We start from the raw sequence: 16422 nt of genomic DNA, 5'->3' as shown, positions 1-16422 counted from the left end.
ATGCAAATATATAAAGGAAACTATTTGAAACGAATCGGTATAGCTTATAAATGTTAAATTAACGTGAATAGATGATTTTTAGTATGTTATTATAAATTGAATTTAAACACAATACGGCGCTATTAGCTAAATTCATCTTAAAAAGAAATCATAAAAGAAAAATAGCATTTTTTGTTAAGATAATTAATTGTATTTTTACACTTCAAATTTTGTAGAAAAAAAAATGGGTAAAATCATTGCTATAGCCAATCAAAAAGGTGGTGTTGGAAAAACCACTACTTCTGTTAATTTAGCAGCATCTTTGGGTGCGCTGGAAAAAAAAGTACTTCTTATTGATGCCGACCCGCAGGCAAATGCCACGTCTGGTTTAGGAATTGATGTAGAGTCGGTTGAAGCAGGAACTTATCAAATTTTAGAACACAGCGTTACGCCGCAAGAAGCTGCTTTGGAATGTTCGGCACCAAATGTTGATTTAATTCCGGCTCATATCGATTTAGTAGCTATAGAAATTGAATTAGTTGACAAAGAAAAACGCGAGTACATGCTGAAACAAGCATTGGCTTCCATTAAAGATCAATACGATTATATTATTATAGACTGTGCACCTTCGTTAGGGTTGCTCACTTTAAATGCATTAACAGCTGCCGATTCGGTGGTAATTCCTATTCAATGCGAATATTTTGCTTTAGAAGGATTGGGTAAATTGCTGAACACCATTAAAAGTGTTCAAAAAATTCACAACCCCAATTTAGATATCGAAGGTTTACTTTTAACGATGTATGATTCGCGTTTGCGTTTATCAAACCAAGTGGTGGACGAAGTGCAAAAACATTTCAACGATATGGTTTTTGAAACGGTAATTCAGCGCAACGTAAAATTAAGCGAAGCTCCTTCTTTTGGTGAAAGTATTATTAATTATGATGCTGCAAGCAAAGGCGCAAGCAACTATTTAAGCTTGGCACAAGAAATTATTCAAAAAAACAGCACTAACTAATTATGGCAAAAGCAGTTAAAAAACAAGCCTTGGGTCGTGGTTTATCGGCTCTTTTAAAAGATCCTGCCAACGATATTCAATCGGTTGAAGACACCAATGCAGACAAAGTTGTTGGCAATATTATTGAGTTGGAATTAGAGGCTATCACCGTAAACCCATTTCAACCAAGAACCAATTTTAACGAAGAAACATTACACGAACTATCTAAATCGATTAAAGAATTAGGTGTGATTCAACCCATCACCGTTCGCAAACTAGAATTCAACAAATACGAACTTATTTCAGGTGAACGCCGTTTGCGCGCTTCTAAATTGGCAGGCTTAAAAACCATTCCAGCTTATATCCGCATTGCAAATGACAACGATTCATTGGTAATGGCTTTGGTAGAAAATATTCAACGCCACGATCTAGATCCAATTGAAATTGCAATGTCGTACCAACGATTGATTGATGAAATTCAGTTAACACAAGAGCAAATGAGCGATCGTGTAGGAAAAAAACGCTCCACAATCACCAATTATTTGCGTTTGTTGCGATTAGATCCAATCATTCAAAGCGGTATTCGCGATGGATTTATTTCTATGGGGCATGGTCGTGCTATTATCAATATCGAAGATCACGAAGCCCAAACCGACATTTATCATAAAATCATTAAAGAAAATCTATCGGTTCGCGAAACCGAAGCATTGGTGAAAGCTTATCAAGAAGGGTTGTTGAACAATAACAGCGCACCTGCAAAGAAAAAAATCACTTACACGATTTCTGATTCCCAGCGAAAAATCTTTACCGATTTTTTCGGAGCAAAAGTCGATGTGAAAATTGCAGCAAGTGGTAAAGGTGCTATAAATGTTCCTTTTCATTCGGCAGAAGACTTGGATCGTATCATTAAATTGTTAAAAAAATAGTGTTTTCTAAGTTTTATATACTTGTTTTTGGATTAGTTGCCACCTGCGGCTTTGCACAAAACGATTCACTGCAAATGCTTCGCGCGCAACCCCAGCAAATACAATTAAATCAACAAGCAATGGATCCTTTGGCACCGTCTAAAGCAGCTTTTTATTCCGCAATTTTGCCTGGATTGGGACAATATTATAATAAAAGTTACTGGAAAATTCCGTTGGTTTATGGTGGTTTGGGAACCAGTATGTATTTTTACTTAGACAATCAAAAAAAATACAATCGGGCGCGCGATGAATACAAATTACGCTTGCGAGGCATCGATCAAACCAATAATCCAAAAGTAGGAACTTATACCGAAGAGCAATTGCTTGCTGTGCAAAGAAATGCACAACGAAACCGCGATTTATCGCTTTTTATTACAATTGGTCTCTATGTTTTAAATATTGTAGATGCTAATGTGGATGCGCATTTGCAACAATTCAACGTTGATGAAGATCTTACTTTTAAACCGGTTTTAGAATACAATCCATTAATTAATCAACACCTCTTTAACGTAAATGTAAGCTATCGATTCTAATAGTCATTATGCGTTAAAAAAAAAATCTATACTAAATGAAAATAGCATTGTTAGGCTACGGAAAAATGGGCAAAGAAATTGAAAAAATTGCCTTGGAACGTGGTCACGAAATAGTTTTAAGAAAGACCGAAGAAAACGATTACAGTGGTTTGGAACATGCCGATGTGGCAATTGATTTCAGTATTCCAACTGCTGCAACTGAAAATATCAGCACCTGTTTTGAGCATAACATTCCAGTAGTTTCTGGCACTACGGGTTGGTTGGAACAATACAATGATATGGTACAGTTGTGCAAAGAAAAAAATGGGGCATTTTTATATGGATCGAATTTCAGCGTTGGGGTGAATTTGTTTTTTGAACTGAATTCGTATTTGGCAAAATTAATGGCGAATATTAAAGAATACAAGGTATCGATGGAAGAAATTCATCATACTCAAAAACTAGATGCGCCAAGCGGAACAGCCATTTCATTGGCACAAGAAATCATTGCCGAAACAAATTATGAACAATGGACGATGGATTCTGCTAAAGAAAACCAGATTTATATAGATGCTAAACGAATAGAAGATGTTCCGGGAACACACAGCGTTTATTATAAATCAGCGGTTGATGAAATTGAAATAAAGCATACCGCATTTTCACGCCAAGGTTTTGCTTTGGGTGCCGTGGTAGCTGCCGAATGGATTTTGGGCAAAAAAGGCATCTTTACCATGAAAGACGTTTTGAATTTAGGATAATACACTAACCACATAGACACATAGATTATTAAAATTCTTAAACAAAAAGTATCTTATAAATACTACTATGTTTAATTTTTCTATAGACAAATCTATGTATCCTTAATTAATAAAGCTAATAGTAATAAAAAGCTATGTGGTAAAAAAACATTGGTTATTTTTGTTGCAGAGCAAAAGTAATTTTACAAAAAAAAGTATATTCGTTAAAAAATATTTAGGTTATGACATTTACACAATGGTTTTTATTTTTCCTTGCGGTTCAAGTGATTCACTTTTTAGGCACATGGAAATTATATGTAAAAGCAGGCAAAAAAGCGTGGGAAGCAGCTGTTCCTGTTTACAATGCAGTGGTTTTAATGCAAATAATCAATCGACCAAAATGGTGGGTTGTTCTTTTGTTCATTCCTATTGTAAACCTTATTATGTTTCCTGTTGTGTGGGTGGAAACCTTGCGCAGTTTTGGTAAAAATTCTACAGTAGATACTATTCTAGGCGTTGTAACTTTAGGTTTTTACGTGTATTATGTAAACTATTTTGAAAACGTTACCTATATACCAAATCGCAGCATAAAACCAAAAACCGAAGCTGGTGAAACAGTGAGTTCTATATTGTTTGCAGTGGTTGTTGCAACCATTATACATACTTTTTTTATTCAGCCGTTTACGATACCAACGTCATCATTAGAAAAAACGTTGCTTGTGGGCGATTTTTTGTTTGTGAGTAAAGTAAACTATGGTGCACGTGTTCCGCAAACAGCCATTGCTTTCCCAATGGTACACGATACCATTCCGGTTGCGAAAGTAAAATCGTACAGTAAATTTCCGCAAATACCGGCGTTGCGTTTCCCTGGTTTTGAAAAACCCGCCCACAATGATATTATGGTTTTTAACTGGCCTGTTGATACTGTTTATCAATTCTTTGATCGTTCAGGAAGAAGAGCCGATAAACCATTAGATAAAAAATCGAATTACGTTAAAAGAACCGTTGGCTTACCGGGCGACAACTTACAAATTAAAGACGGAATTGTATATATTAACGATAAAGTTTTAGATTTAGGCGATCGTGCGAAGATTCAGTACTCATATACCGTAGAAACAAATGGGGACAATACTGGATTATTCAATTTAATACAAAAACATCAGATAACCGATGGAGGTCAAAATCCACAAAACCCAAATATCTTTTTATTATCAATGACTGATGAGGCTTTTAATGATATGAAAACACTATCGTCAATTGTAAAAATAGAAAAAGATACTCGATATGGATCTGAATTAAATATTAATGATAAATTAGCTATCTTCCCACATTCAAAACCTTGGACTCGTGACAATCTAGGTCCGATTCATATTCCGGCAAAAGGCGAAGTGGTGCAGTTAAATACCGAAACATTGCCTTTTTATAAAGCCATTATTACCGATTACGAACACAATAAATTAGACGTAAAAAATGGTTCTATCTTTATAAACGATCAACCAGCAACGACCTACACCATTCAACAAGACTATTACTATATGATGGGAGACAACCGTCACAATTCAGAAGACAGTCGTTATTGGGGTTTTGTTCCGGCAGATCATATTGTAGGAAAACCCGTTTTCATCTGGATGAGTATGGATCCTAATGTGCCATTGGGTAAATTGTTCGATAAAATTCGTTGGGAGCGTTTGTTTACAACTGTTCACGGAACAGGCAAACCACATTCGTTCTTTATTTACTTCATAGTGCTTTTAGTAGGATGGATTGTGTATAGTTTCGTTAAAAAACGTAAATCAAAAAAATACAATTATTAATGGATATTTTAATACATCCAACTTATTTTGCATCGGTAAGTCATTATGTGGCAATGCTTCAAGCTGAAAATATTGTTTTCGAAGCAGATGATCATTTTCAAAAACAAACCAACCGCAACCGCATGTACATTTACAGCGCAAATGGTTTGCAGTTGCTAAACATACCCATTAAGCACAGCAAAGAACAATTGCATCAAAAATACCGCGATGTGAAAATTGAAAACGATTTTAACTGGCAAAAACAACACTTTAAGTCGTTAGAAGCCGGATACCGCACATCGCCTTATTTCGAGTTTTTTGAAGATGACATTCGACCGATATTCGAAAAGAAGCATTCTTTTTTAATGGATTTGAATTTAGAAATCCATGAAATTGTTGCAAATTGTTTAGGCATACAGCTTCCGTACACAAAAACCGAAGAATATTTTAAAGAAGTTTCGCAAACCGATTTCAGACATTTAGCAAACGGAAAGAAAGACGAAAACGTTTTTGATTCATACATACAGGTTTTTAATGAAAAACACGGTTTTTTAAACAATTTAAGCATTTTAGATTTGCTTTTTAACGAAGGCCGACACGCAGTAGACTATTTAAAAGAACAGACTTTAATGAAATAAAACTGGGCGATTTCAACTTGAAATCTCCTTTTTGTTTACATACAAAACACTTATATATTTGTTAAAAAGATTTTTTGTAAAAATTTACTTGCTATTTTCGTGGAAACACTTAAATACACAAAATGATAAAAATACTCATACTTTTTCTTTCCTGCTTGTCGATCACTTTTTCTCAGGCACAAACCAAAACCGAAAATGATTTGTATGTTGCGGGGTATCGAAATGAAGATTTTAATACAGCATATTTAGCATTTTCAAAAAAGAAAAACGATTCACTCTATTTTTTTTCAAACGATGAAAGTCAATACAATGTAATGCCATCACGTAGTTTTGAAAAAGACACCTTGGATTTAAAAATAAAATTGATTGCTACTGACAACAAAATATCTCTTTACTATATTTCTAATCAAGACAAACAAGATTATCATTATTTTAAAACGGAAAATGATGAATTTACAATTGATCAAGTGAGAGAAATTAAAGGCAAAAGATATACAACTGAATTAGATAAGGTGGCAATGATTCATAATCGGGATTTAAAAATACAGCGCGAAATTTATTTTTTAGATTCATCGAATGTAGAAATCACGTATACTTACACTTTAAATAATACGATACTTTTCACTGAAAAAGAAATTAAAAATATTGCTTTTCAACTGGTTGACAATAAAGTTTTCTTTAGTTTTTATGATGGTGAATTAAACCTTAACAATCGTTGGTATCAGTTAACAAATCTTCAAAAAGACAAATTTTCTTTTGTTCATTATGCCGAAACTAAAAAAATTGTTGATGTTTACACATTAAATTCTGCCAAAAACCAAGAGATTAATTCATCCAATTTTAAAATGTGTTGGGATCGTCGTCCGAACGAATATTACAATTTTGAACCTGACATTTCTTATACAAATGGCAATAATGCTTTATTAAAACGATTAATCGAAGATGCTCCAACAACAAAAGGCAACGGATTTATTACCATACATTTTGCTATAAATTGTGAAGGAAAAGTGGGAAGATTTGGTTTAGAACAAATGGACACAAATTATCAATCTGCTTCTTATAATCCAAAATTGATTAAACATTTAATACAACAAATAAGCAAAATTACTGAATGGGATCTTCCTGAAAAAATTCAGACAGATACGCATCGTTTTTTAATGTTTAAAGTTACTGATGGAAAAATAACTGAAGTATGGCCTTAAAGAGAATCTTTTTATATAATATTTTTATTTTTATCGGGATTTATCATTCTTCGTATTCTCAGGAATCCAATCCGTTTTCTCATTTATCAAAAGAAGAACGTATGAAGTTGGCTGATAAATATCACGACTTATCACAAACTGTTTATCAAACTTCGGAAATGCATCGAACATACAAAGACAGTGCCTTAATGGCGGTTCCTAATCATGTGGAATATATGCAGCGGGCATCATATTCTTATAAAAAAGCAGGTGAACACATAAAAGCTATGGAAATGCTTAATAAAGCTGTGAAGATTGATACAACAAACGGAAAAACAGCCGCATTGGAATACAAAGCGTGGAGCATGTTGTATTTTTACCGCGATTACGAAAGTACTATTAAAGATGTGGATAAAGTAATTGAAATTAGTAAATTACCCTACAAAGCGTGTCATGGCGAATCGTGTTTACTTTTAAAAGCGCAAGCATACTATCAGTTGGGTAAATATAAAAAAGCAATTGATACCTTTAATTATTTGTTTGCCCTGCTTAAAGAACAAGGTGCTGATCCAAAAGACGATTTTTTAAGTAATTTTTATTTGGCACGGTGCTATTTTAAATTGAATGATTTTGATAAATCGCTTTACTATTTAGAAGAACAATTGGCGATGCCCTATAGTGTGAAAGCTGAATTGAATTTTTATGCCGGACAGATTTATGTGTTAAAAAACAACACCGAAAAAGCAAAACAACATTTTTTAAAAGCAAAAGAACTATATCTGCAAAATGATAAATTGAACGAACCTTATATTGAACGCTTCGACGAAATATTTTTACACGATATTGAATTGGAAATTAGTGAATTATAAAAATTTGTTTTATTCATTTATAAAACTATCTTTGCTGAAAATTTAATAATATTTACTTATGAAAAAATTAGTATTTTTTTCTGCATTATTATCATTAGTTAGCTGTAAAGACGACGATAATACTACAACTCCTGTTACGCCTGAAGCTAAATTAGAAGGAAAATGGAATTTAGTTAAGTCTGAAACTTACGAAGATGGTACATTAACCGATACTGAAGATTTAAAATCAGAACCTTGTGATTATGATTATTACGATTTAAAAGTTGGTGGCACTAAAGATGAGGTGTACCACAACCCAACTGAAGATTGTTCAACAGAAAATTGGCCAGGAACGTGGTCTTATAATGAGTCTAACAAATATGTAACTTTGATTGATTCAGATGACGATTATACAATAGTTTTCCAAGTAATTTCGTTAACAACTACCGATTTAAAAGTAAAAATGATTTCAGATGACGGAGACACACCGCCACAAGGAACAGAAATTTACGCTTATTTAAAACGATAATCTAAATAAAAATCCGTCTTAAAATTTATTAAGACGGATTTTTAATTTTTTAGTTAACCGTTGTTGGATTTAACGGAATTGCTAAATCTTGCTTTATAAATTCGCCGCCAATCATTGGTATAAATAAGCGGTTGTATTTATGACCTTCTGTTTTTGAATGCAATACTCCGCGAGTGGTGTGCATGGTAAACATTGCCAATTCTTGCAATAATCCTTTAGGTAAAATTAATTGTTCGCCTTTAACAAAAAACTGCCATCCGGTTGGTTCAAATTCAAATTCGCAAGAAACAGCCACATCCATCACTTCTACTTTATCTAATAAAAATTTGAACTTAGCAATGGTTTTCACAAAGTGTTTTTCATTATTAACGCCAAATTGAAAATCAAAATTCAAATCTAAAGTTCCGTTTTCTGTTTCTGTTTCATTTACTTTAAACTCTTCTGTTGTAATATTAATTAATCTGAAATTAATATTTACTGGTTGTTCATTCATATTATTTATTTACTATTAATTATTCAATGTTTTTAATTGTTCCAAATAAGAGCGATCGTTTGACAAACGGGGAATTTTATTTTGTCCGCCCAACTTGTCTTGTTTGCTTAACCACAAATGAAAAAGGTTTGGCTTTGCCACGTTTAACTTTAACTCATTAAGTGTCATGCTGTTGTAACGCTTGGCTTCGTAATCAGAATTAATGTTTTGTATGTTTTCATCTAATCGTTTTGCAAATGCTTTTAAATCAGATGGATCCTTTTTAAACTCAATCATCCATTCATGCGCTCCTTTTTCTTTTCCTTCCATAAAAACCGGTGCAACCGTGTACTCTACAATATCAACCTGAAATTCGTTTGCGGTTATTGCAAGCGCTTTGTCGGTGTTTTCAATCATTAATTCTTCGCCAAAAACATTAATGTAATGCTTGGTGCGCCCCGTGATTTTTATTCGATACGGATTTAATGAAGTAAACCGAACAGTATCTCCTATCAAATAGCGCCATAAACCCGAATTGGTTGTAATAACCACCGCATAGCTTTTATTCATTTGAACATCGGCTAAAGATACAGTTTTTTGGTGAGATGTTGCAAATGTATCCATTGGAATAAATTCATAGAAAATACCATAATCTAACATGAGCAGCATATCATTTGCATTATTGCGGTCTTGAATGGCAAAAAATCCTTCGGAAGCATTATAGTTTTCATAAAAACGAAAATTTTCTTTAGGAAAAAGTTTTTGGTACTGTTCGCGATAGGGTTCAAAACTGATTCCCCCGTGAAAATACACTTCGGCATTGGGCCAAATTTCAAGCAAACTAGATTTGTTAACGTCTTGCATCACATTGTTCAGTAAAACCAATAGCCACGAAGGTACGCCTAATAAACTGGTAACATTCTCGTTTTTGGTTTCTTTTACAATGGCTTTCATTTTTTCGTTCCATTCGCTCATTAATGAAACTTTGCTGTTTGGTGTTGAACTCAATTCTGCCCAAAAAGGTAAATTATCAATTAAAATAGCCGAAAGATCACCAAAAATTGTGTTATTGTCCGCATAAAGCTGTTTACTTCCGCCCAAACGAAGACTTTTCCCTGTAAAAAGTTGCGAATCTTCGTTATTGTTTAAATACAAACACAGCATATCTTTCCCCGCTTTGTAATGGCAATTTTCTAAAGCGTCGGTACTAACAGGTATAAATTTACTTTTAGCATTGGTGGTACCGCTCGATTTTGCGAAATACTTAATTGGTTCGGGCCAATAAATATTACTTTCACCTTTTCTACTGCGTTCTATAAGCGGTTCCACTTCTTCATAGGTTGAAACCGGAACACGCTCAGCAAATTGGCTGTAGCTGAAAATCGAAGAAAAATCGTACTTCTTCCCTATTTCGGTAAATTTTGCCCGTTGAATTAGTTGCAACAGCAATTCGTTTTGCACATCGTGGGGATACTTAATAAATAGTTCTATTTGATGTATCCGTTTTTTTAAAATCCACGAAACAATAGAGTTGATAATTGATAATGCCATGATTTTTTAATTGCGCAAACTGCAAAGTGTTCTATTTACTTTGTACTTTTACAATTCATTCAAAAATATAAAAAATCTTATGCAATACGAAGGAGTTTTGAATAAAATGCATACCGAATTAGCAAATCCTATACAATATTACTTGGTTTTTGATCAGGCTTTTATTCATATCAATCAAATTATTTATAAAGACATTGAAATTCAACATGTTGGCTACCAATGTTTGAATTGCAAAAAAGAGAAGAAAATTTTTAGACAAGGTTTTTGTTATGATTGTTTTATGAAAAGTGCTGCAGCAGGAGATTGGATTATGCGGCCAGAACTAAGCACAGCCCATTTAGACATTGAAGATCGCGACTTAGAATATGAAAAAAAGGTTCAATTGCAACCACATATTGTATATTTGGCTGTGGCAAGTGATGTAAAAATTGGTGTGACTCGAAAAACGCAAGTGCCCACCAGATGGATTGACCAAGGCGCATCGGCTGCGATTCCTGTGGTTGAAGTTCCCAACAGGTATTTAGCCGGAATTACCGAAGTAGCCCTAAAAAAACATTATACCGATAAAACCAACTGGCGAAAAATGGTGCTTAACCAAATTGTTTCTGTGGATTTAGATCAAGAAGTAAAGAAAATAGAAGCCCTTTTGCCTGAAGAAGTACATGCTTATTTCCGAAACACTGCGCACACTGTCTATGAATTAGCGTATCCGGTGGAGCAATACCTGACATCGTGCACTAGTTTAAATATAGACAAAACACCAAATTTTAAGGGCAAACTTATTGGAGTAAAAGGGCAGTATTTAATGTTTGAAGACGGTACGGTTTTCAACCTTCGCAGTTATGAGGGGTATAAGGTTATCCTTAATATCGAATAGCTGCAACATATTGCTGCATTCAACAATTCTTTTGTGTAAATTTTAGTAGTCCTTTTCACTATTAATTGATACCATACGTTTATATACTATTTTTATTATAAGTATATTTGTAAAAATTTCAATTTAAAAATGGCCGATCAAATCAATCCATATAAAGATTCTAATCTTGGTAAAAAACAGCAAGTTGAGCAAATGTTTGATACAATTTCTGGAAATTACGATAGTTTAAACCGAATGATTTCCATGGGAACTGATCAAGGTTGGAGAAGAAATGTACTGAAAATGGTTTCTGAAACCAATCCCGAATCAATCCTAGATATCGCCACCGGAACAGGTGATTTGGCAATTTTACTTTCAAAATCGAATGCAAAACGCATTGTTGGCTTAGACCTTTCTGCAGGAATGCTAGAAATTGGAAAAGAAAAAGTAAAAGCTTTGGCCTTACATCACAAAATTGAAATGATACAAGGCGATTCTGAAAATTTACCATTTGAGGACAATACTTTTGATGCAATTACCGTTGCTTTTGGAGTACGCAATTTTGAAAATTTGGAAAAAGGCTTGTCTGAAATTGCTCGCGTTTTAAAACCTAACGGAATTTTTGTTATCTTAGAAACCTCGGTTCCTACAAAATTTCCGTTTAAACAAGGGTACAATTTTTATATGAAAACCTTTATGCCGCTAATGGGTAAAATGTTTTCTAAAGACAAAAAAGCCTACGAATATTTATCAGAATCGGCAAAAAACTTTCCTTATGGCGAAGAATTAAATGCCATTTTACGGAAAGTTGGTTTTAAAAATGTAAAGCACACTCCACAAACAATGGGTGTTGCAACTATTTATTCAGCATCAAAATAAAATATGAAAAATTTATTTATTGCCATTTGTTTATTTGCTTCGGTTCAGTTATCTGCACAAGGCATGTTTGGGAAAAATCCCTACAAAAACCAGCAAACATGGGATCAACAAAGGGTTCATTACGGATATTATTTAGGATTTAGCTCGTACAATTTTAAGTTTGATTATTCTAAAAGTTTTCTCGATAAAAATGGAAGCAACGAAATTTTAGTTGAACCAACAACTGGTTTTAATGTAGGTTTGGTGGGAAACTTACGTTTAATGGAATATCTAGATTTGCGATTTGAACCAGGATTGTATTACACCCGCAGAAAATTGATTTTTCCGCACATTACCAACCCTGATCAAAATACGCGCGATGTAGCTTCAACTTATATACATTTTCCTATATTGCTGAAGTTTTCTGCATTGAGAGCCGGAAATATTCGTCCGTATATCTTAACAGGTATTTCGCAATCATTAAACTTAAGCAGCAATGAAACCTCTAAAGACGATAACTATCAAGGACGTTTTAGAATGAAAAAATGGACTGCAAACTACGAACTAGGTTTAGGAGTTGATTTATACTTTGAACATTTTAAATTTACACCTTCCATCCGTGGCGTATTTGGTTTACAAGACGAACTTATTCGCGACAAAAATCCAAACAGCCCCTGGACAGGTGATATAGAATCTATGAAAACACGTGGGTTGTTTATTAACTTTACGTTTCACTAAAAGATTAATAATCTATCTGTTTATTATTCTATTTGGTTGGAATTCTAAATTCTAAATTTTACATTTTTTCACTTAAATTGAAAGTGTTGTGTTATCCAAAGATATGAATCCCCAAATAAAATTATACAAACCTTTTTTATAATTATGTAAGTCGGTTTTTGGGTATTGGTCGTAATTTTACAAAAAAAAGTAAAATGATGAAAACCCGATATAAAATCAACGAAATGACGTGTAGCGGCTGCCAAGCCAAAGTTACCGAAGCGTTACAAACCGTTGCCGATTGCGTAGAAGTAAGTCTGCATCCTGCGGAAGCTGTTATAGAATCGAACAAACGAATTGCTTTAGAAGATTTACAGCACGCACTTTCAAACAAAGGTCCATATACCATTCAGGAAATTACTGTGAATAATGACGGATCTGAAGAACTTTCAGAAATTGCCCATCATGCGGTTCACAACCACAACAATCATAACGAACCACCAAAACAGTTAGAACATTTAGCTGGCAAATATTATTGTCCCATGTTATGCGAAGGCGATAAAGTTTATGATAGTAATGTAGGTTGCCCCGTTTGCGGAATGGATTTGGTTCAAATTGGCGGTTCAACCAATAATAATGATGAACTGATCCATCTAAAAAAGCTGTTGATACAATCGGCAGCTATAACAATTCCTGTGTTTTTTATTGCCATGTTTGGCATGAGCCACGATAGTTTTATCTATAAAATAATCCCCTTCAACGTTGCACTTTGGTCACAATTTATTGGTACAACCGCTGTGTTGTTTTTGGGAAGAAAATATTTGAAACGTGCGTATATTTCCTTTAAAATGTGGAATTTAAACATGTTTAGTTTAATTGGTTTAGGAGCAATTGCGGCTTATTTATTCTCGGTTTACGTACTTTTTAATCCGCATGCATTTCATACAAACGATCATTTGCCAATTTATTTTGAAAGTGTCGCCGTGATTTTTACTTTGATGATTTTAGGACAATGGTTAGAAGCCCGAGCGCATCAAAAAACAAAATCGTCTTTAGAACATTTATTGAATTTGGTTCCGCAGAAAGCAACCATTTTAATCAACGGAAATTCAACAGAAATTGATATTGACAAAGTTCAGATTAGCGATGAATTATTGGTTAAACCAGGCGAAAAAATCCCTGTTGATGGTATTATATTATCCGGAAAAACATCTGTAAACGAAGCATTGCTAACGGGCGAACCTTTGCCTATAAATAAAAAAGAAAATGATGAGGTTTTGGCAGGAAGCGTTAATACCGATCAATCTTTTACAATGAAAGCAACCCGAATTGGCCAAACAACAACCATTGCGCAGATTGTTGAAATGGTGAACAAAGCCAGTCTTTCGCGTGCACCGATTCAACGTTTAGCCGATAAAATTTCGGGTTATTTTGTACCAATCGTCGTTTTAATTGCACTGTTAACTTTTATCTATTGGGGATTTGTTTCAACCGAAGCATCACTTTTATTCGGTCTGCAAAATGCTATTGCTGTATTAATCATTGCGTGTCCGTGTGCATTGGGATTGGCTACGCCCGTTTCCATTTCGGTTGGAATTGGCAAAGGAGCCGAATACGGAATCTTGATAAAAAAAGCAGAAGCTTTGGAATTGCTACAGAAAACAAATGTAATTATTACCGATAAAACCGGAACGCTTACCGAAGGAAAACCGTCGTTGGAACAAATTATTCCTTTGAAAGATTTTTCAGAAGATGAATTGATTAAGATTACTGCCGATTTAAATGCAAGCAGCGAACACCCAATTGCCAAAGCATTTACCGATAAAGCAAAAGAACGAAAGATCGATTTTAAACCGACAAAAATGGTAGCGAATATTCAAGGTAAAGGTATACAGGGAATGATAAACGGCAAAAAAATCTTATTAGGAAACGAAGCATTGCTGAATCAAAATCAGTTGGAAGTAGCAACAGAAATAAAATCGAAAGTAACTGAAATTCAAAATCAAGGAAAAACGATTTCGTACATCGCTATAAATAATGAAGTGGTTGGTTTGGCAGTCATTCACGATGCGTTAAAACCCGAAGTGAAAGAAACCATAGCCTATCTTCATTCTAAAAACATAAAAATCATTATGCTAACGGGCGATCATCAGCTAACAGCAAACGCTATTGCACATCAAGTGGGAATTGATGAAGTTTTTGCACAACAGCTTCCTCAAGATAAATTAGCAATGATAGAATCGATCCAAAAAGAAGGAAAAATCATCACCATGATTGGCGACGGAATTAACGATTCCCCCGCTCTTGCAAAAGCCGATGTGGGAATTGCAATGGGCAACGGATCAGATTTGGCACAAGATTTTGCTAAAATCACGCTGTTAAACAATTCCTTTTCAAATTTAAAAAAAGCATATAACCTTAGTACACACGTTATGAAAAACATTCAGCAAAACCTGTTTTTTGCCTTTGTTTACAATGTTATTGGTATTGCAGTTGCTGCCGGAGTTTTGTATCACGCAACAGGAATGCTGCTTTCTCCCATGATTGCTGCCTTGGCAATGTGTTTAAGTTCGGTTTCGGTAATTACAAATGCGTTGCGTTTGCGAAATGTGAAATTATAAAATCAATAAAATTGTTAATCGTTTAAAATTGATGTAATTTCGCTCAATAAAAAATAATATCAGTCAAAAAATATGAAACAAGTACCTTTAAACGACGTTCACTTAGCTTTAGGAGCAAAAATGGTTCCTTTCGCAGGATTTAATATGCCGGTTCAATACGAAGGCGTTAATATTGAGCATGAAACGGTAAGAAACAATGTGGGTGTTTTTGATGTATCGCACATGGGATTATTTAAAATTTCGGGAGATAAAGCTTTAGATTTGGTTCAAAGAGTAACAAGTAACGACGCTGCTGTTTTGATTCCTGGAAAAGCGCAATACAGCTATCTACCAAATGATAAAGGGGGAATTGTTGACGATATTATCACTTATAAAGTGAGCGATACGGAATATTTAATGGTTGTAAATGCATCCAATATTAATAAAGATTTTGAATGGATTTCTTCTCAAAACACAATGAATGCTGCATTTGAAAATTTATCAGACCAATATTCTTTATTGGCAATTCAAGGTCCCAAAGCAAACGAAGCAATGCAAAGTTTAACAAATGTTGATTTAGCGAACTTGAAGTTTTATACGTTTGAAGTTGGAACTTTTGCAGGAAAAGAAAATGTGATTGTTTCGGCAACAGGTTACACAGGATCGGGCGGCATTGAAATTTATGCTAAAAACGAGGATATTGTGCATATTTGGAATGAAGTATTGAAAGCAGGCGAACAATTCGGAATTAAACCAATTGGTTTAGCAGCACGCGATACCTTGCGTTTAGAAATGGGATATTGTTTGTACGGAAACGAAATTAATGATACTACTTCGCCAATTGCAGCTGGTTTAGGTTGGGTTACCAAATTCACCAAAGATTTTGTAAACAGTGAAAACATTAAAGCCGATAAAGAAAACGGTGTAGCTACAAAACTAATCGGTTTTGAATTGATCGATCGCGGAATTCCACGTCACGATTACGAAATTGTTGATGCAGAAGGAAACGTTATTGGTCATGTTACATCGGGAACACAATCTCCATCTTTAAACAAAGGGATTGGTATGGGGTATGTAAACAAAGAATTTGCAAAAGAAGGATCAGAAATTTTTATCCGCATTCGTAAAAACGATGTAAAAGCACAAGTTGTTAAAACGCCTTTTTATAAGAAATAATCATATTTAAATACAG

The 16422-nt window shown here is 34.2% G+C and carries 16 protein-coding genes; 14 read left to right on the top strand and 2 right to left on the bottom strand.

The window, feature by feature from the left end:
- Positions 1 to 223 precede the first annotated feature (223 nt).
- From MG290_RS04725 to MG290_RS04685, 9 genes are all read left to right on the top strand, one after another.
- Positions 224 to 994: a ParA family protein gene (locus MG290_RS04725; protein WP_264562732.1), complete on the top strand. Its 771-nt coding sequence runs from the start codon at positions 224 to 226 to the stop codon at positions 992 to 994.
- A gap of 2 nt (positions 995 to 996) precedes the next feature.
- Positions 997 to 1899 (top strand): ParB/RepB/Spo0J family partition protein, encoded by a 903-nt coding sequence (locus MG290_RS04720; protein ID WP_257498431.1) that lies wholly within the window; start codon positions 997 to 999, stop codon positions 1897 to 1899.
- Between the two features lie 74 nt (positions 1900 to 1973).
- Positions 1974 to 2471 (top strand): DUF5683 domain-containing protein, encoded by a 498-nt coding sequence (locus MG290_RS04715; RefSeq protein ID WP_264562731.1) that lies wholly within the window; start codon positions 1974 to 1976, stop codon positions 2469 to 2471.
- A gap of 35 nt (positions 2472 to 2506) precedes the next feature.
- Positions 2507 to 3208, top strand: a complete 702-nt coding sequence (gene dapB / locus MG290_RS04710) for a 4-hydroxy-tetrahydrodipicolinate reductase (protein ID WP_264562730.1) — start codon at positions 2507 to 2509, stop codon at positions 3206 to 3208.
- A 221-nt stretch (positions 3209 to 3429) separates the two neighbouring features.
- Positions 3430 to 5001, top strand: coding sequence for a signal peptidase I (lepB, locus tag MG290_RS04705; RefSeq protein ID WP_264562729.1), 1572 nt, complete (start codon positions 3430 to 3432; stop codon positions 4999 to 5001).
- Positions 5001 to 5618: a WbqC family protein gene (locus MG290_RS04700; protein ID WP_264562728.1), complete on the top strand. Its 618-nt coding sequence runs from the start codon at positions 5001 to 5003 to the stop codon at positions 5616 to 5618. Before lepB ends, MG290_RS04700 begins: the two co-directional genes overlap by 1 nt.
- Positions 5619 to 5740: 122 nt before the next feature.
- On the top strand, positions 5741 to 6820 hold the full coding sequence (locus MG290_RS04695) for a hypothetical protein (protein WP_264562727.1): 1080 nt from the start codon (positions 5741 to 5743) through the stop codon (positions 6818 to 6820).
- Complete coding sequence (locus tag MG290_RS04690; RefSeq protein WP_264562726.1) at positions 6811 to 7668, top strand: tetratricopeptide repeat protein; 858 nt, start codon at positions 6811 to 6813, stop codon at positions 7666 to 7668. The genes MG290_RS04695 and MG290_RS04690 overlap by 10 nt, the downstream gene beginning before the upstream one ends.
- Before the next feature lie 58 nt (positions 7669 to 7726).
- Entirely contained in the window at positions 7727 to 8176 is a 450-nt protein-coding gene (locus MG290_RS04685) for a DUF5004 domain-containing protein (RefSeq protein ID WP_264562725.1), read from the top strand.
- 49 nt (positions 8177 to 8225) lie between these two features.
- On the opposite strand, the gene MG290_RS04680 is transcribed toward MG290_RS04685, so the two are convergent.
- Positions 8226 to 8669 (bottom strand): hypothetical protein, encoded by a 444-nt coding sequence (locus tag MG290_RS04680; RefSeq protein WP_257498531.1) that lies wholly within the window; start codon positions 8667 to 8669, stop codon positions 8226 to 8228.
- A gap of 15 nt (positions 8670 to 8684) precedes the next feature.
- Positions 8685 to 10199: a GH3 auxin-responsive promoter family protein gene (locus MG290_RS04675; protein ID WP_264562724.1), complete on the bottom strand. Its 1515-nt coding sequence runs from the start codon at positions 10197 to 10199 to the stop codon at positions 8685 to 8687.
- Positions 10200 to 10278: 79 nt separating this feature from the next.
- Here MG290_RS04675 and MG290_RS04670 point away from each other — a divergent pair, with 79 nt between their 5' ends.
- The 5 genes from MG290_RS04670 to gcvT all read left to right on the top strand — a co-directional run bounded on the left by MG290_RS04670 (position 10279) and on the right by gcvT (position 16406).
- A complete protein-coding gene (locus tag MG290_RS04670; protein WP_264562723.1) occupies positions 10279 to 11076 on the top strand; it encodes a DUF2797 domain-containing protein in 798 nt (265 codons plus the stop codon).
- A gap of 129 nt (positions 11077 to 11205) precedes the next feature.
- Complete coding sequence (gene ubiE, locus MG290_RS04665) at positions 11206 to 11934, top strand: bifunctional demethylmenaquinone methyltransferase/2-methoxy-6-polyprenyl-1,4-benzoquinol methylase UbiE (protein WP_264562722.1); 729 nt, start codon at positions 11206 to 11208, stop codon at positions 11932 to 11934.
- 3 nt (positions 11935 to 11937) lie between these two features.
- Entirely contained in the window at positions 11938 to 12651 is a 714-nt protein-coding gene (gene porT / locus MG290_RS04660) for a type IX secretion/gliding motility protein PorT/SprT (RefSeq protein WP_257498527.1), read from the top strand.
- Positions 12652 to 12848: 197 nt separating this feature from the next.
- A complete protein-coding gene (locus tag MG290_RS04655) occupies positions 12849 to 15251 on the top strand; it encodes a heavy metal translocating P-type ATPase (RefSeq protein WP_272586191.1) in 2403 nt (800 codons plus the stop codon).
- Between the two features lie 72 nt (positions 15252 to 15323).
- Positions 15324 to 16406 (top strand): glycine cleavage system aminomethyltransferase GcvT, encoded by a 1083-nt coding sequence (gene gcvT, locus MG290_RS04650; RefSeq protein WP_264562720.1) that lies wholly within the window; start codon positions 15324 to 15326, stop codon positions 16404 to 16406.
- The last annotated feature ends 16 nt before the right edge of the window (positions 16407 to 16422 follow it).

It is taken from the genome of Flavobacterium sp. CBA20B-1, assembly GCF_028473145.1.
Lineage (GTDB): Bacteria > Bacteroidota > Bacteroidia > Flavobacteriales > Flavobacteriaceae > Flavobacterium.
Note: the sequence above shows the minus strand (reverse complement) of the source record. Positions and strands in the feature narration are given on the sequence as shown.